Below are 18,616 nucleotides of genomic sequence, written 5' to 3' on the forward strand. Positions count from 1 at the left end.
AATCAGCATTTCACCGCATGACACAGCACGACACCGAGAGACACAATAACACACTGATAACATGACATTTGTTTGAAAAGGCCATTGATATAAAAAGGTTTAATTCGCCCTCTCACGGCGGCAACAGGGGTTCGAATCCCCTATGGGACGCCACGACATGCAAAGTATCCTTAAAATCCAATAGTCTACGTCCGCTCTGGCCAGGACAACCCCTTATCCTCCCCATTTGTGGTGCGGCAGGCTAACCATGAGGTTGTGAGTGTGAGTCCGCACACACACATATATAATCACTTGGACAGTCGGACACTTACTATAAAAACCTTGGATTTCTGCCGTTTTTCCTGTCCGACTTCCCTTAAATAGAGTCGGACAGATAAGTCGGACACATCACCATGGCGTGCTGCTTCCGGAGTTTGTGCGTTCCAGATGTATTACAAGCGTCCGCCTCATGGCTCGCAAGCGTGTCGCGGGCGGAGCCATAGCGCCTTGTCCGGAAGCTTGAGCCCTCACAATAGCTCGCCATGATCGCCATTTTCTTCGCGCGCGTTTTAGTTATGTCATAACATAACATTTTGGACGTTGCGGTTGTGTCCGCGCCGCGATGGCCCGCTAATAGCCGCCTGCCGCCGCCCGGGTGGTTGTTCAGGCGAGGTCATACGCATGCGACAGCGTAACATCATCGACTTTGGGACCCGCGTACTTCGACGCGGAACTGTTGGGGAAGCTGACGCGTCATGCTTCGGGCGCATAGCGCAATCGACCTGCGCATTCATCAAGAGTAACTGACTGCGCCGACTGTCGTGCGCCAGGCGAAACGAACCCATATAGCGATGATTATAATAAGATCAGCGAACGTATTCGCGATCTGCTGAGGACTCGCACGGCACGATCCGCGTGTTTCACTACACCCACCTGACTGACGATGAAGTGGAGCCTGTTCTGGCATCAGATGAAACGGTTCGAAATCAACGATCCGGGAAAAACCTCAAGCAGACCCACACAACCAATAGTCAACCTGTAGTTTTTTCAAACCACCCGGATCCGCGATCAAGGCACACTCTCAGAGGCTGTTTCAAAAGCCTTCTTGTGAAATCTCCTTTAAATTGTAAAGAAATTTTTGGTGAAGCTTTTTTAAAAGCTTCAGAAGACGCCGCCTTTTTGGGAAAAACACGGCACCCAAAAACTTTTATTGTTTTTTATCAAAGGGTTGTCGTGGCGCGCTTTTTTAAGGCTGGCTGAGATGAGCGGATAAACGGGACAAAAAACATAATATTATTCGTATGTTATGAAAGGCTTTATCCCGGTGAAGCTTTTGAAACAGTCTCTCAGGTAAATCGCATCTCCGGCGGCTCCGGATTGGCGGCGCGGTATGCGGCGAGCTTTCCGGCCAGACGCAGCGCGGCGATGAGGCTTTCGGGTTTCGCGAGGCCTTTTCCGGCGATATCGAAAGCGGTGCCGTGATCCGGGGAGGTCCGGACGATGGGGAGACCCAGGGTGGTGTTGACGCCGTTTTCCATGTCCAGGGTTTTGATCGGGATAAGGGCCTGATCGTGATACATGCAGAGCGCAACATCGTAGGTCGCGCGGGCGGCATCGGTGAACATGGTGTCAGGCGGCATGGGACCCTGGATGTTCAGACCTTTTGCGCGGAGCTGTTCGATGGCGGGGATAATGATATCGATTTCCTCGCGGCCCATATGGCCCTCCTCTCCTGCATGCGGATTGAGGCCGGCGATGGCGAGGCGGGGGTTTGTGATTCCGAAATCCCGTTTCAGAGCATGGGCTGTTGTGCGGGCGACTTTGACGATGAGGTCGGTGGTGAGAGTGTCCAGGGCCTCGCGGAGAGAGACGTGGACGGTGACGGGCACGACCCGGAGCATGGGACTGGCGAGCATCATGACTTCTTCGCCGGGGACTTCGCAGAGTTCGGCAAGAAATTCGGTGTGGCCAGGATGCGGAAAACCGGCGCTGCGCAGAACAGCTTTACTGATCGGATTGGTGACGACGGCGCCGGCATCTTCCGCACGGGTGAGGCCTACGGCGCGGAGGATGCTGTCCACAACGGGGCCGGCGTTGAGAACGTCGGGCTCGCCGGGATGAACGGGAGCCGGGAGAGAGAGAGGCAGAACCGGCAGGGCTTTGGGAAAAACGCTGCTGGCTTCGGTGAGTGTGACGACATCCTCATAGGGCGTGCCGGGCGGAAGGCAGGCTGGGTCGCCAATCCAGGCGAAGGCGGGGCCGGTTTTACGCAGGGCTTTCCAGGCCCCGACGGTAATTTCCGGTCCGATCCCGGCGGGATCTCCCATGGTGAGGACGAGCGGTTTCTGTTTTGGTGAGGTCATTGAGCAAGAGCCGTAAGCACGCGCACCCAGGAGCGGATGCCTTTGTGAAACGAGGTGAGGTTGTATTTCTCGTTAGGGGAATGCACGCGGTCGTCTTCCAGTCCAAAGCCGATGAGAAGGGAGTCCAGCCCGAGAGCCTGCTTCACTTCGCCGACGACAGGGATGGAACCGCCGCAGCCGATGACGGTGGCGGCGGTGCCCCACTCGTCGGAAAGCGCTTTCAGGGCGGGTCTGAGGGCCGGCAGGTCGGCGGGAACGACACTGGCGCGGGAGCCGCCGTGTGATCTGAATTCGACTTTGCAGTCTCTGGGCAGGCGGGCGCGCACGTGCTCGCGGAAGGCGGCACGGATTTTCTCGGGATCCTGATCGCCGACAAGACGGAAGGAGATTTTGGCGGAGGCTTTCGCGGGGAGGACGGTTTTGAAGCCATCTTCCTCATAGCCGCCGGAGATACCGTTGATCTCGCAGCTTGGGCGGCACCAGGTCTGTTCGAGCGCGGTATATCCCTGTTCGCCGGCGGGCCAGCGGAGGCCGACACTGCCAAGACCCTGGGCGTCGGTGGGGCCGATTTTACGCCACTGTTCGCGGACTTCTTCGGGCATTTCGGGGACGCCTTCGTAGAAGCCGGACAGGGTGACGCGACCGGTGGCGCCGTCGCGGAGGTCCGAGATGATGTCGCAGAGGACCTGGATGGGGTTGCGGGCGGCGTTACCGAACATGCCGGAGTGGAGATCACAGGCGGCGCCGGTGATGGTGACTTCCTCGCCGACCATGCCGCGCAGCATGGTGGTGATGGCGGGAGTATGGGGGTCGAGCATGCCGGTATCGCAGATGAGGGCGAGGTCGGCTTTCAGCTCTTCGGCGTTGGCTTTGAGGAACGGGAGGAGATTGACGCCGCCGGACTCTTCCTCGCCTTCGATGACGACCGTGACACCGACAGGGAGACGGCCTTCGGCGTCACGCAGGGCGCGGCAGGCTTCCAGAAAGGTCATGACCTGACCCTTGTCGTCGGCAGCGCCGCGGGCAGTGATTTCGGTTGTGCCGGACGGGGAGTCGACCAGGCGGGGCTCGAAAGGAGGTGCGGTCCAGAGGTCGAGAGGGTCGACGGGCTGGACATCGTAATGGCCGTAGAACAGGACGTGGGGCTTGCCTTCGGGGCCTTTGCAGTGGCCGGTGACGATGGGGTGACCGGGAGTTTCGCGAACGGCGGCGGTGAAGCCGAGTTCGGTGAGCTCCTTTTGCAGCCATTCGGCGGCGGCGCGGCAGTCTTTTGCGTGAGCGGCTTTGGTGGAGATGCTGGGGATACGGAGAAGCGCGAAGAGGCGTTCGAGACTGTCGTCGAGATTCTTATCGGCCCGGTTGAGGGCGTCCTGAGGTGCCGTCATGCGCGTCGCTCCTGCTGCGTGCTGTGATGCGTCTGGCGGGCATCATGGCATCGGGGGACGCGGGTTGGAACTGGGAGCAGGTGAATAGGGGCTATATCTTACCGGAGCTCTGACCCGTGCTCTGATAAGAACTGTGGCATTCAGAGCCAGCCTGCAGTGCGGCAGGCTGGGATATGGGTGCGGCTTACGGGAACAGTGACGCCACCGGGCAGCTCGAGTTGCCAGGACTGGCCGCGACGGGAGGCTTTCGGGGTAGCCGCTTTCGCGACCCAGAAGGAGCGATGGACCTGAAGGCCGGTGGTGGCATCGAGCGTATCGAGGGCATCACGCAGGCGGAGGAGCACAAGGGCCTGGCCGCGATCGGTATGGATACGAAGGTAGTGGTCTTCGGCGGAGAGTGCGAGCAGGGTAGCGCCGGTGAGTTCGGGGGCGTGACGGGCGAGAAAGTTGTCTGTGGGTAGCAGCCGGACCGGGGAGATCGTGGCTGAGGCGGGCGGTATCGGCGGCCTGATCGTGGCGGCGGCTGCGGTCCCGTAGCCGGAACGGATGGCAGACAGGATGAGGCCGAGGCCCATCGCGTAGAACCAGAAAATGGCGAGACGCATGGGCGAGACCGGGACATTCATCACAAGCATGGTAAGAGGCGCGGCCGGGATGGAGGCGATCAGCAGCGTCAGAACGGCAGCCTGAAGTGGCGTGCGGGGTGCTGAGTCAGGGCTGTTCGCGGGAAGCCAGCGACGGATGAGAGTCCGTGAGGTGAACAGGATCGCGGCTTCCCAGATGATTCCGGCTGTCAGCCAGTCGAAAGCGCGGCGGGGAAGCGGGATCATGGAGGTGCCCAGAGGCGCGAGGAAGGTCAGGGCGGCGGCGGTCAGCAGGACGAATCCTGTGCGCCGTTTCATATCCTGTGTGTTGCCGAAAGTCGTTCTGATCATGGCTGCCGGGTTGCTGTTCGTTCACGCTTCGTGAATGGCATAAGAGCATCCGTTCGCGAAAATGGCGAGCATTTCCCGTAAGGACGGATGACGCTGCCGCGGTGTTTCGCTGAAGTTTTCTAGTGCTGAACACTGAATGGAGCTTCATGAATGTCTTTGCCATTAATTCTGTCGCATGTGCCGGTCTGGGTGTGGGTTCTGCTGGTCGTTCTGATCCGGATGGGATGTCTGGCGCTGCAGGACCGGGAGGTGCCGTTACGGCGTGTGATTATGGTTCCGGTGATCTTTATGGTGTGGGGTCTGTCGGGACTTGTGTCGCTGGCCGGCTATCAGGTGGCGCCTTATGCGGTGTGGGCCTCGATGGCGGTCGTGCTGGGTGTGATCGGGTTTGTGACGGGGCCGGGGCGGATCGGTGTCGATCTGACGCGGGGCGTGGCGCATCGTCCGGGGAGTGTGGTGCCGCTGATCCGGAATGTCGGACTGTTCGGGGTGCAGTTTGCGCTCGGGATGGGCATGGCGATGCGACCGGACATGAGCGGGATGCTGATTCTGCTGCGCAGCGCGGTTTCAGGGGCGATGGCAGGGTATTTTGCCGGATGGGCGGCAGCGTTTTTCCGGCGTTATGAGGGGGCGTGGCGACTGGTGCTGTAGAAAGGAGCATGACTGGTCCTGGCGGCACAAGAAGGCACTTGTATATTTTGCAAAGACAGGCGGGATGGCTTTTCGGGGCTTTGCCCCGAACCCCACAAAGGGACGCAGTCCCTTTGATCCCGGTTTGTTAATTAAATAGAGATGAAGGGGCGTCGTGCGGAGCACGCCTGCGCCTGATGATCCCGTCCGGATGCAGGGCAAAGCCCCTGCTTTGTCTCCTGTATGCAAAATACATAACCACTAAAAGAAAAAGCCGGAATCTTTCGATCCCGGCCCAAACAGCACACCAATAATGATGCTGTATTTTACTTCTTCGCCGCAGATTTGAGCTTCAGAGCCCAGAGTTCCGCAATATCTCTGGCCCCGTTATCACCCTCGACGGTGCCGAAGGTGGTGATGGCATCAGCAATACGACCACCGTCCATCTGAGCTTCACCAAGACGAAGTTTCGCCACGTTGACGTCAAATGGTCCCTTGGCAATGCCCTGTCTGATCAGATCGAGGCCTTTATCGACCTGTCCGAAGGTCACATAATTGTAGCCAGCCGTGATGAGCGCATTACCGCTCGGCGCCTGGGCAGCAGCAGCGGCATCAGAATCCGCAGAAGCCTTTTTGTCCTCTACGGTTTTGACGACCAGCGCCTTCAGCTTCGCCTCGCGGGCGGCACCGGCATCTTTGCCAAGCGCGCCGGAAGCATAACCCTGATTCATGATGTTCAGAGCAACCTGCGGCAGACCCATCTGCATGGCAATTTCTGTCGCATCCATGAAATCGCCTGTTGCAGTCAGATTTCCGGCCGCAAGACGGATGCGATAGACATCAAGCTGAAGCGCCGGAGGCAGCTTCGGGTTGGTTACCAGACCATGCAGAAGCAACGCCCAGTATTCCGGTTTCGGATAGTAGGTCGCCAGCAGGACATAGGTGTGCGTCATCGCCCCCGTGTCCTTCATCTGCGACTGGCAGGTGGCCAGAAGCTGAAGCTGGTTTTCCGTCGGAACTTTTTTCGCCCTGATGGCTTCGTCGATCATCGTCTGCTGGACGCGGGCGGCGTTTTTGAAGTCTTTCTGAAGATAGTAGGACTGAACAAGCAGTGTTTCCATCTGTTCGTTCGGACCGACCTGCTTCAGATAGCGCTCGATCGCAGGGACAGCGTGCGCGTAATCCTTCGCCGTATAGGCCATGGTCGCTTCAGCCATCATCATCTGGGCTTTGGCGTCTTTGGGCGTGCGGGGCGAGGCGATCAGTTTGTCATAGGCCGATGTCGCGGCGGCGACATCACCGGACTGCGCCGCAACAGCCGCGCGCATCTGGTCGATCGTGTAGGACTCGTAGTCGTTTTTTCCCTTGATCGCGTCGGCATCGTTTACCGCCGCCATGGCTTTTGCGTAATTATGCGCGGCAAGTGCGGCCTGTGCGGCCTGCAGGGGTTTACCGACTGCGGGGCTGAGAACATCTGCGGCCTGCGCTGAGGAAACGCAGGAAACTGACAGGGGCAGGCAAAACACTGCGCCGGCGAGAAGCGCCATGCGCGACAGACGAAACGACATCAGGTCACTGTCCTTCCATGAACTGATCCTGACCTACAATACCCATCTTTGTAATGCCAAGTCTCTGCGCATCGGCAAGCACATGGGCCACGGTCTTATAATCAGCCAGGCGGTTTGGATGAATATGCATTTCCGGCTGATCCGGTTCCGAGGCCGCCTGCATGAAGCGCGACTGCAGATCAGCTTCACTGGTGATCGGGGTCCCATTCCAGGAGATGCTGTTGTCGAAATCGATCGCCACGGTAACCACCTTCGGGTCCGGTGCGGACGACGGCGGCGGATTACCCTGCGGCAGATCCATCGAAACAGAATGGGTCTGGAGCGGAATGGTGATAATGAGCATGATCAGCAACACCAGCATCACGTCGATCAACGGCGTGGTGTTGATATCGACAATGCCTTCGTCTTCCGTCGTGCTCTCGGATCCGACATTCATGCCCATAGTGGCATTACTCTCTCACATTGTTTCCGCCGCGTCACATCACAGTCCGGCTGATGAGGGTGACGCCCGGAAACGGGTTCAGTCCGGCGCACCCGCCGCGCAGGGCGGCAGGTGCGGTTCTCAATCCGAATGGGGCTGCTCGGTGATGAAGTCGACGTGATAGATGCCCGCTTCCTGACAGATCGCGACCAGCTTGCCGACAGCTTCATACTTCGCGGCACCGTCGCCGCGGATCATGATCTGCGGCTGAGGTTTCAGAACGGCCACTTTCTCGAGCCGCGCCAGAAGATCGGCGCGTCCCTTGATCGGGGTCTCGTTCCAGTACGCCGTACCATCGGCTGTGACCGCCAGGGTAACATTCCCTGGCTTGATCTTGCTCGGCTGGTTGGCATCCTTTGGGAGCTGCACCTTCACCGTATGGGTCGCCACCGGAATGGTGATCAGGAAGATGATGAGCAGCACCAGCATGACGTCGACGAGGGGCGTCGTGTTGATCGCGGATACGACCTCGTCTTCGTCACCACCGCCTCCGACGGACATTCCCATGATCAGGCCACCCGGTTGGAGACGGTTGAGGTGGTCGGGGAGTTGTCAGCGCGGACCACGATCGTTTCGTGAGCCGCACCATGACGGAAACCACCGATAAGGATGGACTGCAGATCGGAGGCGAAGTTACGGACCTTGTCCATGGCGCCTTTGTTGCGACGGACGAGGAGGTTGTAACCGAGCACGGCCGGAACAGCGGTGCCAAGACCAATGGCCGTCATGATCAGCGATTCACCGACCGGACCGGCAACCTTGTCGATCGAGGCCTGGCCTGCGATGCCGATGGCGGTCAGAGCGTGATAGATACCCCAGACGGTTCCGAACAGACCGACGAACGGTGAGGTCGAGCCGACGGTTCCGAGGAAGGCGAGGCCGCCCTGGAGGTTATTCTGCACCGAGTCAACGGCGCGCTGGATCTGCGAGGACGTCCAGTCCGACAGATCGATGGATTCCTGCATCGTGCCTTCGTGATGCTCGGCGGAAACGATGCCGGTATCGGCGATATAGCGGAACGGCGAGGTCGACTTCAGGGAAGACGCGCCTTCCTGCAGCGACGGCTTGGACCAGAAATTTTTCGCGGCATCTTTAGCGGCGCCGAACAGCTTCGCCTGCTCGAAGAATTTGGTGATCATGATGTACCATGTGCCGACCGACATGATGACCATGATAACCAGAACGCCACGGGCGATGATGTCACCGTTCGCCCAGAGAGCACCGAGACCGTACGGATTTTCCTTCGGAGCAGCCGGCGGAGGCGGCGCATCGGAAGCAGGCGCCGGAGCGTCGGATGTTGCCGGAGCCGGGGCATCGGCCGCAGGGGCAGGCGCCGCGTCGGACGGAGCCGGAGCAGCATCGGCAGGGGCGGCCGGCGGCGCGGACGCGTCGGGAGCGGCTGCGGGCGCGGCATCCGGGGCCGGAGCGGCTGCAGGCGCCTGAGCGTCCTGAGCGAAGGCGACGACCGGGGCGGCCGTGCTCAGCAGCACCGCCAGCGCGGGAACAGCCATACCGGGAAGCGAAAAGCGGCGAAGCAGTCTTGTCATTTTAATCCTGGTCCTCGTCATGAGCAGCTGTCGTTTCCTGTATGACAGCTGCTGGTGAGATCGATACTGCACTGGGTGGTGACGATCAGTCGTCGCTCAGGCTGAAAGTAATCGTATAGGCGTGGTGGAACTCCTTGATCGGGACGCCGTTCGCGGTCGCCGGCTGGTATCTGGCCTTCCGGACATAATCGAGAGCTGCCCTTGCGAAATCCTGACCACCGGTCACGCTGGTGACCTTACAGTTGCTTGTCTCGCCACTTGGCTCCACATCACAGACAACTGTCGCCTTGCCTTCACGACCTTCGTCCTGAGCTTCCGAGGGATACTCAAGCTCGACATGGTTGATCGGACGCGAACCCGCGAGATGATCCGGAACGGGCGGACCGACCGGCGCGGACGGAGACGGCGGCGACTGAACCGTTGCCGGCGGCATGGCCTTCGGCGGCGGCGTGTGCGTGACGTGCTGAATGACCTGCTGCGGCGGCGGCTGCACCTGAATCTTCGGCGGCGGAATATACGGCGGCGGCGGCGTGGTCATCTGCGGCGGCGGTGGAGGTGGCGGAGGTGGCGGTGGCGGCTTCACCTCCTTGATCACCTCGGTCTTGATCGGCGCGTGCGTCTCGGTTTTCGGCTGCTTATCAACCCACGTGTAGTAGATGACGCCCATAACCAGGGTCAGAAAGGCAACACCTCCGATACCGATGATCCGCTGCATCGGATTTCGTTGCTGTTGCGCGTAGTCCATCATACTGGAAACCTCCTCGACTTCGTCACCTGACTGCGCCGGCAGGTTTTACAAACCCGCAGACGCACAGCCGGCCTCTTCCGAACCGCTGACCATGCAGCCCTGTGACACTCCCCCGCCCCTCCTGTCGTCTGGACAAGGGCGACAGGCAGGACGGATCGAGCCTCTGGCTTCTCGATTGGGCTATCGACGGCGGGTGATGTCAAGAAAGATATTAACCGAAATGAAAACGTCCGTGGTAAGAGCAGGAAGCACAAAAATTACGCAGGTTTCATTTCTGTGTAAGAACGGCGGATGACAGCCACATGGCAGCCTCGCCATCAGCGCATGCTCAGAAAACTGCCTGCAAAACGGGCGATCATATTTCTGATCATTTTTACGACTCAGCCCGGCTGACACGGCGAAACCGGTCTGACAGGCCGGTTTCCACGCTCACACAATATCGCCGAACCGCGTTTTTATACTCCGGAATTGTTTCACCGCTGTTTCGGACAGGAAAAACACAGAATCGACTACGACAGGACCTTGCCGGACAGAGTGCGAAACGCGCAGCACCGCTTTCGGTTCCCTTATCATGATGCCGGAAACGTATCCGGATGGCCTTTCAGTCCGATTTATCATTTAATATATAAAATTCAATTATTCATTTTAATAATATATTAATCGGGAATATGTCTCATGAGTCTGCGACAAAATATTGCGGACACGCGATTTTATAAGTCTGGCGGAAAAACTGGCCGGATTGTGAAGAAAGTGCCCATTCCGGAAGCAGAAACGGGCCGCCTCTGAGAATCAGAGACGGCCCGTTTCATGTTTTCGATTCATAACAACCGGTGCCGCAGGCTACTGAGCGGAAGCACTCGCCTCCGACCGTGTCGCGCCAACCCGGGCGGCAAGCGAAGCGGCCATGAAATCGTCCAGATCACCGTCGAGCACGGCGTCCGGATTGCCTTTCTCCACATTGGTGCGGAGATCCTTGACCATCTGATACGGGGCAAGAACATAGGAACGTATCTGATGGCCCCAGCCGATATCCGTTTTCGCGGCCTCAGTCTGGGCAGCAGCGGCTTCCCGCTTCTGCAGTTCGGCTTCGTACATCCGGGCGCGGAGCATATCCATCGCCGTAGCACGGTTACGATGCTGCGACCGGTCGGTCTGACAGGCGACGACGATGCCTGTCGGGATATGGGTAATACGGATGGCGGATTCGGTCTTGTTGACGTGCTGTCCTCCTGCCCCGGAGGCGCGGAACGTATCGACCTTGAGGTCGGCTTCGTTGATGTCGATCTCGATCGTGTCGTCGATGACCGGAAAGACCCAGACGGACGCGAAAGAGGTCTGACGACGGGCGGCAGCGTCGAATGGCGAGATGCGCACGAGCCGGTGCACGCCGGCCTCGGTTTTCAGCCAGCCATAGGCATTGGGACCCGAAACCTGGATCGTCACGGATTTCAGACCGGCCTGCTCACCCTCGGAGCTTTCCATCAGCGTGATCTTGTAGCCATGCGCTTCAGCCCAGCGGGTGTACATCCGCAACAGCATTTCAGCCCAGTCCTGGGCTTCCGTGCCACCGGCGCCGGCATTGACCTCAAGGTAGCAGTCATTGGAATCGGCTTCACCGGAAAGCAGGCTTTCCGTCTCGCGCCGTTTGGCTTCCTCGGCCAGACGACGCAGCGTCTTCGTGGCCTCGGCGACCATATCGGCATCACCTTCGTCCTCGGCCATGGCGACAAGCTCGAGGCTGTCCTCCACCTCGTTTTCGAGGTTCTGCACGCCTTCGATCTGATTGGCGAGCAGTGTGCGCTCCCGCATCAGCTTCTGCGCAGCCTCGGCGTCGTTCCAGAGATCGGGGTCTTCGACCCGGTTGTTCAGTTCGGCAAGTCTGCCCTGTGCGACATCCCAGTCAAAGATGCCTCCTCAGCAGTGCGACCGACTGCCTGATCTGTTCGTTGAGCGCTTCCGTCTCGGCGGACATGCGACCGCACTCCATCCCGTAGTTGTGAGACCGGCCTCAATACAGGCCGCCCATGCCGATGTCACCCCCGGCAGGCTGTTTCGACGGCGGCGGTGCGGCCGGGGCGCCAGGGATTCCCGGTTTTCCCGGCACCGGAGGCTGCTGCTCCGCAACGGAAACCATGTCGCTTTCTGAATCGGGCAGATTCTCGGCGCCGGTATCGGCGGCGGTCAGCTCGCCGGTTCCGGCGGTTCCGGCGAAGTTCGAACTCTGGCCGGGAGACTGATCCTGCTTGAACGCATCGACGGTCACACCGCGTCCGGTATCGTAGCGGACCAGCGTATCGCCGTCGGGAACCCGGAAATCGAGACTGGGCCGGCCGGCAAGCGCGGTTTTCATGATCCGGTTCCAGATTGGCCCCGCAATGGCGCCGCCGGTCTCATTCTTTCCGATGGACTGCGGCGTGTCGAAGCCGATCCAGACCACCGTCACGAGATCGGCGGAATATCCCGCAAACCAGGCGTCATTGAAATCCTGACTGGTGCCGGTCTTGCCGGCGATCGGATGATCGATCCCCTGCCCGGCCTGAATCCCGGTGCCGCGACGGATCACATCCTGAAGCATGGTTGTGATCTGAAAGGCGCTGTCGGCGCTCGCGATCGGTGCGCGAACATCAGCGATGGCAGGAATGGCATCCCGCCCTGGCACGACGAGAGCAGGCGCCGGCGGCGTGGCCGAAGACGCATTGCCAGCCCCAGGTGAAGCACCCTGAGCCGGCGAACCCTGCACAGGGGACACCGCAGTGGACGGCCCTTCGGCGCCACCCTGGTCAGCGGCCGGGAAGACGGCATCCGGAACAGCGCCGGGGGCCGGAGGCGGCGCATCCGGCTGCGCGGTCGTAAGAGCGAGCCCCGCGGGACGCCAGATGACATGGCCGTTGCGGTCCTGGACATCGTCGATCAGCGTCGGCGTGACCTTCTGACCTCCGTTGGCGATGGTCGCATAGGCGCCGGCTTCGCGCAGAACGGTTGTTTCCACCGCGCCAAGAGCGGCGGGCAGCACATGCGGCATGGTCTCGACCAGGCCGACATCGGTGGCAATTCTGGCCACGCTTTTCATGCCAATATGGGCGGCCAGACGGATGGTCACGAGATTACGGGATTCACGCAGCGCGTCATGCAGGGTGGTCGGCCCCCAGAAATCCTTTTCATAGTTATTGGGATGCCAGCTGCCGTAGGAAACCGCTGAATCCTCGAACTGCTGCGACGGAGAAATCCCCTGCTCCATGGCGGCGAGATAGACGAACGGCTTGAAGGAGGAGCCGGGCTGGCGAAGCGCCTGGGTGGCACGGTTGAACTGCGAGGCCGCGAAAGACCAGCCGCCGACCATCGCCAGCACGCGCCCGGTGTGAACATCCATTGTGACGGCAGCGCCCTCGATCCTCGGGATCTGACGAATGGCGACGCGATTTTCTTCGGCCTGCGGTTCAACCATCAGCACGTCGCCCGGACGTGTGGCACGGAAAACGCGCATCCAGCCGAGATCGCGGGCAAGAAGGAGGCCGTGACGGGGCGACCCCGAGGCGGCGGTACCTTCGATCCAGCCGACACTCCCGCGCGCGGAATCGAGCACGACGGCGAGCCGCCAGCGATCGGGCATCCCGGCAGGCGCGGCCGTGGTGGCCAGGCGGGACATCCAGACTTCCTCCTCCGTGCCGGCGGTGATGCCATCCAGATGGTTCACCGGGCCACGCCAGCCACCATGTGAGCGGTCATAGGCGGCCAGACCGTCCCTCAGGGCGTCTGTCGCCACGGACTGCAGGGCCGGATCAAGACTGGTGTGGACGTTCAGACCGCCCTGCATAGTCTGCTGGGTGCCGTAACGCTCGATCAGTTCGCGGCGCACCTCCTCGCCGAACCACTCGGAACCGGGAACCGGGCCGGGACGGTGAAAGTTTTTCGCGATGATGGGTTCGGCCTGTGCCGCAGTCGCGGCCTCACGCGAAATCGCACCGATAGCGACCATTTCACCGAGCACCAGATTACGGCGCATCCGGGCGGCATCCGGATAACGGAGCGGATTATAGTTGGTGGGCGATTTCGGCAGAGACGCGAGAACGGCGGCCTCGGCATCGTCGAGCTGATCGAGCGGTTTGGCGAAATAGGTCTGTGCGGCGGCGGCAATGCCGTAGGCGCCGTCTCCAAGATAGATCTCGTTGAGATAGATTTCGAGGATCTTCTCTTTCGGCAGAACCTGCTCGATGCGCATGGCCAGCAGAGCTTCGCGGGCCTTGCGCTGGAACGAGACGGCATTGTTGCCGATGAGCATGATGCGGGCGACCTGCTGGGTGATGGTCGAGGCCCCCATCGGCCTGTGGCCCTTGCCCCGTGTCATGTCGGTAAGACCGGCGCGGATGATGGCGAGCGGATCGACGCCGGCATGAGTCCAGAATTTATGGTCCTCGGCGGCGAGAAAAGCATTCTTCACGCGGTCCGGGATAGCGGAATACGGCACGAAGATACGGCGCTCGGCGGCGAGTTCGGCGATCAGCCGGTCATCGCCGGAATAGAGACGGCTCATGACCAGCGGCTCATAGGACCGCAGTCCGTCCACCGTGGGCAACCCCGCGACAATGCCGGAATACTGCTTCCAGATGACGATGCCGCCGACCGCCGTGCCAAGGAGAAGGACGGCCAGGGACGAACCAAGAACATTGCGCCACATGCGGAAGCGCGGGCGGCGGGGCGGAAGCCCCCCGAAGGACCCGCCGCCGCCTGACCCGCTTCTCCCGCCAGAGCCACCTCTGCCGCCAGATCCGGAACCGCCCGCGATGTTGTCCGGTGTGCGGCCACCCAGACGGTCCTCACCGGTTACACGCCAGCCATTGTCATGGTTTTCAGAAGCAAACAGGCCCGGACCGCCGGGGCACGGCATCCGGACAGACCTGCCAGCTGAAGAAACGCCACCACAATAGCCGGCATATGACGGGACGGCCTGGAGAACAGCGGGATACAGACGGGACATCATGGCGGCTCTCTAGCATCCTCATAATCGGCCGTCGCCCCCGGAGCCGCGGGAATTCGACGAAGGTCGTCTCTTCGTTCCGGCAGCGCCACGCCGGCATGGCCGCGTCAGGATGCTCATGCCACATGCCGCCGGACTCCGGCAGCAGACTCTGACCGTGCTTATGGCGGTTTTATGGTCTGCCAGCACCAGACCGAAAATATAAGGCGGCAACCTGTCCGGCCGGCATGAGCAACGGTCAGGGACAGCGATCACGGACCCGCGCGTTTCTTGCCGGATCAGTCCGTGAGGATGACACGGCTGACAGCGTCGCGCATCCGGTGGGAGTCAGGCGAGGTCAGGCTGGAGAACCATGTCGAGAGCCGCCCCTGCCGGTCGATGACATATTTGAAGAAATTCCATCGCGGATGAGCCAGGAAGCCACCCTGGGCGGAGAGCCATCTGAAAAGCGGCGTCGCCTGAGCGCCTTTCACGTGGCATTTCTCCGTCATCGGAAAGCTGACGCCATAATTCCGCGAGCAGAAAGTGGCGATGTCGGTTGCATCGCCAGGTTCCTGACGGCCAAAATCGTTGCTCGGCACGCCGAGCACCACCAGTTCATGCCCTGTTTCCGACCAGAGCGCCTGAAGGCCTTCATACTGGGGGGTGAAACCGCATTTAGACGCCGTGTTGACAATCAGCATCGGTTTGCCGCGCCAGGCGCTCAGATCGACGGTTCCGCCTGTGAGACCGGGCAGGCTGAAATCGTAGACGCATGACATGACGGCATCCCTTTCGTACGGCACGTTTTCTCGTTCCTGTCTTTCAGTCAGGTGCCAGCGTCTCCGGTTTTTGTCGAGGGTCCGGGCTGGACAGGCAGCCGCGCGACGGTGAGAGTTGGCTGGAAATCTGATTCGGACCCGGACTGATGCCTGTTCTGCGCGGCCTTGCTGCCATCCTGTTTTTCGTGGCGGTGGGAGTCGCTTTTTCAACCAGCCGCCGGGCGATCCGGCCACGGGTCGTTCTGGCGGCTCTGGCGGCACAGTTTCTGGTCGGGGCGGTCGTGCTTTTCGTACCGCCCGGACGGGCGGCGCTGCACGCGGTATCGGCGCTGGTGGGCGACGTGCTGGCCTGCGGCGCGGAAGGAACGGCCTTTCTGTTTGGCCCGCTGGTCGGGCCGGACATGCAGCGCGTCTTTCCGGGCGGGGCATTCATCTTCGCCTTTCAGGTCCTCACCGAGATCATCTATGTCAGCGCGCTGATCTCGGTTCTGTATCATTTCGGGATCATGCAGCGCCTGGCGGAGGTGATCGGCTCGCTGCTGCGCCGGATCATCGGCACATCGATTGTCGAATCGTTCTCCGCCGTCATCACCATTTTCATCGGCCAGAGCGAGATGCCGGTCGCCATCGCCCCCTACCTGCCACGTATGACCGACGCAGAACTGTTCGCCGTGATGTGCAGCGGCACGGCATCCGTGACCGGCTCAGTCCTGGCGGGATACGCGGCGCTGGGCGTGCCGATGGATTACCTGATCGCCGCCTCTTTCATGGCCGTTCCGGGCGGCCTCCTGTTCGCTCGTCTGCTGATGCCGGCGACCGAGCCGCCGCTGATCACGGATATGCGGGCCCTTCGCGAACCAGCGGACATGGAGATCCCGGACACCGCGACCGGAAAGCCGCACGGCTCCGCAAATGTCTTCGAGGCGATCGCCACCGGAGCGGCGGCCGGAACGCAGGTTGCGGTCGCCGTGGCGGCGATTCTGGTGGCGTTCATCGGCCTGATCGCTCTGGTCAACCGGATTCTGGCAGCGGCAGGGAATGCGCTCGGATTCGGCGCCCTGTCGCTTGCCGGGCTGCTGGGCCATGCCTTCGCGCCTCTGGCCTGGCTGATCGGTGTGCCATGGGACGAAGCGGGCATCATTGGCGGGATTATCGGCCAGAAACTGGCCTTCAATGAATTCGTGGCCTATGTCAGCCTGTCTCCGCATATTCAGGCGGCGACGCTCGACCGGCACAGCATCGCCATCGCCTCTTTCGCGCTGTGCGGGTTCGCGAATCTGTCGTCGATCGGAATTCTCATCGGCGCTTTCGGCAGCGTGATCCCCGAGCGGCGGAGCTTCGTGGCGCGGATGGGCGCGCGGGCAGTTCTGGCCGGTTCTCTCTCGAACCTGACAAGTGCAGCGATCGCCGGTCTCTTCATGGGCTGAAACGGGGCGCGCCGGCCGCGCTTCCGCTACAATCCGGTTACGATCGGATGATGGCGGGCAGGGTAAAATTATGCCACGCTGCAGCGCGGCCGTTCCGTGGGCCGGTCTTCGGACCGAAGCAAAGCAGTGCCAGCGTATTTCACAAACGCGCCGACGCTGTTACCACTGTTTCTGCTGTCCCGGGGTCAGGCCGGATGGGGAACCATTGGCGCGATCCGGGGTTTATTGTCGCTGTTAACAGCGCACCGGGAATGCCGTCCGGTCCGGGAGATTCTGCCTTTCATGCCGCTGCCATCCAGCCCGACCCTTCATGACAATGCTGGCGGTCCCAGCCAGACCATTCCGAAAAGGAACGCGCGCGTGCCCCGACCGATGCTGGCAGCTGCTTTTTCTCTCACCGTTTCGGGACTCGTGACGAATCCTTCACCGGTTTTCGCAGCCGTTCAGGGAGGTACGACAATTCTCGCCGTGTCACAGAGCGCCGCGGACACGGGAACAGCCTCGGCGGACCGCCTGGTCTTCCGGCTGCAGGAGGCCAGCCTCGGCCCCGGTTACGGATGGGGCACCGGCGTGCTGCATTACAAAGGGCAGGATTACGCCGTGAAAGTCTCAGGCGGCGGCGGACCGGCGATCGGATACTCCCATTCCTGCGCCGAAGGCTCGGTTAATAATCTCGGCTCGGTCGATGATTTCGACAGCACCTTCTGGTCCGTCGGAGCAGAGGCGACAGCGGGAAGCGGAGCCGGAACGATGGCGTTGCAGAACGGCCGCGGCGTTGAACTGCATCTCTCCACCCGCACGAGCGGAGCACGACTGTCGGCCGAGACGGCGCGTTACCGCTTCCGGGTGCTGGGGCCTGCGAAGACGAGCTTTGAGAGTTCGCGCTGCCCGGGCTGAAATGCGACAGCCTGCCATGATGTAATCGCCGGGAAAAATTCCCGGCTGTACTGCGGTAACATGACCGGAGAGGACCGCGTCCGGCCACGCTGTTTCCGCAGTCTGAACGCTCAGACCATAGTGCCGACCGAACCCCCGTCGACGCGGAGCACGGCACCGGTTGTGAATGTGGCCGTGGCCGAGACGAGATAAGCGATCGCGTCTGCGACCTCTTCCGCCCGGCCGCGACGTCTGACGGTCATCATCGGCCGTTCCTTATCGATAAAGGTTTTTACGGCTGTCGCGATATCGACACCGTCACGTTTCGCACGTTTTTCCATCATGGCATCGGTCATCGGGGTCTCGATGAAGGCGGGAGAGACGCAGTTAACAGTGATGCCGTCCGGGCCATAGGTGGAGGACAGCCCTTTCGAAAGGCTGAGAAGCGCCGCCTTTGAAGCGCAGTAAGGCAGTTCATCAGTGTAAGGCTGCACGGCGTCTTCGGACGCGATGAAGACCACCCTGCCCCATCCTTTTTCGCGCATTGCCGGAATGAAGCTCCGGGCCACACGCAGCGCGGTGAGAAAATTGACATCGATGACCCGGTGCCAGTCTTCTTCCGTCAGGTCATGAAACAGACCGGTCGGACCGGTGATGCCGGCGGCGGAGACGACGATATCCGGATCTCCCATTCCGTCGCGCACCGCCCCGTGCAGGGCACGGACCTGTTCCGGATCGGTCAGATCGGCGGCGAACCCCCTGACCTCACCGAATGCGCGGAGTTTTTCTGCGGCAGCGTCAACAGAGTCCTGTTTCATATCGCTGAGCGCCACACGTACTCCTTCACGAAGCAGGCGTTGCGCAGTCTGAAAGCCAATCCCCGAGTCTCCCCCGGTCACGAGAGCAAGCCGGCCGCTAATTCCGAGATCCACTGTCGTTCT

The 18,616-nt window shown here is 60.9% G+C and carries 16 protein-coding genes; 4 read left to right on the forward strand and 12 right to left on the reverse strand.

Translation table 11 applies throughout. The features are described from left to right. The first annotated feature begins 894 nt into the window (after positions 1–894). Positions 895–1,239, forward strand: coding sequence for a hypothetical protein (locus tag GOB93_RS13575; protein ID WP_173584048.1), 345 nt, complete (start codon positions 895–897; stop codon positions 1,237–1,239). 86 nt (positions 1,240–1,325) lie between these two features. Here GOB93_RS13575 and pdxA read toward each other — a convergent pair whose 3' ends face one another. The 3 genes from pdxA to GOB93_RS13590 all read right to left on the reverse strand — a co-directional run bounded on the left by pdxA (position 1,326) and on the right by GOB93_RS13590 (position 4,629). Continuing rightward, positions 1,326–2,342 (reverse strand): 4-hydroxythreonine-4-phosphate dehydrogenase PdxA, encoded by a 1,017-nt coding sequence (gene pdxA, locus GOB93_RS13580; protein WP_173584049.1) that lies wholly within the window; start codon positions 2,340–2,342, stop codon positions 1,326–1,328. Next, positions 2,339–3,727: a dipeptidase gene (locus GOB93_RS13585; protein WP_173584050.1), complete on the reverse strand. Its 1,389-nt coding sequence runs from the start codon at positions 3,725–3,727 to the stop codon at positions 2,339–2,341. Before GOB93_RS13585 ends, pdxA begins: the two co-directional genes overlap by 4 nt. A 140-nt stretch (positions 3,728–3,867) precedes the next feature. After that, positions 3,868–4,629, reverse strand: coding sequence for a LytTR family DNA-binding domain-containing protein (locus GOB93_RS13590; protein WP_173584051.1), 762 nt, complete (start codon positions 4,627–4,629; stop codon positions 3,868–3,870). 183 nt (positions 4,630–4,812) lie between these two features. Here GOB93_RS13590 and GOB93_RS13595 point away from each other — a divergent pair, with 183 nt between their 5' ends. Continuing rightward, entirely contained in the window at positions 4,813–5,313 is a 501-nt protein-coding gene (locus GOB93_RS13595; protein WP_173584052.1) for a DUF6622 family protein, read from the forward strand. Positions 5,314–5,618: 305 nt separating this feature from the next. Here GOB93_RS13595 and GOB93_RS13600 read toward each other — a convergent pair whose 3' ends face one another. The 8 genes from GOB93_RS13600 to GOB93_RS13635 all read right to left on the reverse strand — a co-directional run bounded on the left by GOB93_RS13600 (position 5,619) and on the right by GOB93_RS13635 (position 15,372). Next, on the reverse strand, positions 5,619–6,860 hold the full coding sequence (locus GOB93_RS13600; protein ID WP_173584053.1) for a tol-pal system YbgF family protein: 1,242 nt from the start codon (positions 6,858–6,860) through the stop codon (positions 5,619–5,621). 4 nt (positions 6,861–6,864) lie between these two features. Next, the gene (locus GOB93_RS13605) at positions 6,865–7,302 is read right to left on the reverse strand and encodes an ExbD/TolR family protein (protein ID WP_173584054.1); all 438 of its coding nucleotides are present in this window, start codon (positions 7,300–7,302) and stop codon (positions 6,865–6,867) included. A gap of 120 nt (positions 7,303–7,422) precedes the next feature. Continuing rightward, a complete protein-coding gene (locus GOB93_RS13610; protein ID WP_173584055.1) occupies positions 7,423–7,848 on the reverse strand; it encodes an ExbD/TolR family protein in 426 nt (141 codons plus the stop codon). A gap of 2 nt (positions 7,849–7,850) precedes the next feature. Further along, the gene (locus tag GOB93_RS13615) at positions 7,851–8,888 is read right to left on the reverse strand and encodes a MotA/TolQ/ExbB proton channel family protein (protein ID WP_173584056.1); all 1,038 of its coding nucleotides are present in this window, start codon (positions 8,886–8,888) and stop codon (positions 7,851–7,853) included. Between the two features lie 85 nt (positions 8,889–8,973). Then, entirely contained in the window at positions 8,974–9,636 is a 663-nt protein-coding gene (locus GOB93_RS13620) for an energy transducer TonB (RefSeq protein WP_242010778.1), read from the reverse strand. Between the two features lie 840 nt (positions 9,637–10,476). Then, positions 10,477–11,608, reverse strand: a protein-coding gene (gene prfB, locus GOB93_RS13625; RefSeq protein ID WP_173584057.1) for a peptide chain release factor 2 whose coding sequence is annotated in 2 segments (ribosomal slippage) — positions 10,477–11,538 and positions 11,540–11,608 — 1,131 coding nt in all. Because the reading frame shifts where the segments join, the coding sequence is not laid out codon by codon here. A gap of 36 nt (positions 11,609–11,644) precedes the next feature. Next, positions 11,645–14,614 (reverse strand): penicillin-binding protein 1A, encoded by a 2,970-nt coding sequence (locus tag GOB93_RS13630; protein WP_242010779.1) that lies wholly within the window; start codon positions 14,612–14,614, stop codon positions 11,645–11,647. Positions 14,615–14,889: 275 nt separating this feature from the next. Further along, entirely contained in the window at positions 14,890–15,372 is a 483-nt protein-coding gene (locus tag GOB93_RS13635; protein WP_173584122.1) for a glutathione peroxidase, read from the reverse strand. 146 nt (positions 15,373–15,518) lie between these two features. On the opposite strand from GOB93_RS13635, the gene GOB93_RS13640 reads away from it, so the two are divergent. Continuing rightward, a complete protein-coding gene (locus tag GOB93_RS13640) occupies positions 15,519–16,799 on the forward strand; it encodes a NupC/NupG family nucleoside CNT transporter (RefSeq protein ID WP_173584058.1) in 1,281 nt (426 codons plus the stop codon). A 282-nt stretch (positions 16,800–17,081) separates the two neighbouring features. After that, positions 17,082–17,696: a hypothetical protein gene (locus GOB93_RS13645; RefSeq protein WP_173584059.1), complete on the forward strand. Its 615-nt coding sequence runs from the start codon at positions 17,082–17,084 to the stop codon at positions 17,694–17,696. A 110-nt stretch (positions 17,697–17,806) separates the two neighbouring features. Here GOB93_RS13645 and GOB93_RS13650 read toward each other — a convergent pair whose 3' ends face one another. Continuing rightward, a complete protein-coding gene (locus tag GOB93_RS13650) occupies positions 17,807–18,607 on the reverse strand; it encodes an SDR family oxidoreductase (protein WP_173584060.1) in 801 nt (266 codons plus the stop codon). Positions 18,608–18,616: the final 9 nt, after the last annotated feature.

This window comes from Acetobacter musti (assembly GCF_011516835.1).
Lineage (GTDB): Bacteria > Pseudomonadota > Alphaproteobacteria > Acetobacterales > Acetobacteraceae > Acetobacter > Acetobacter musti.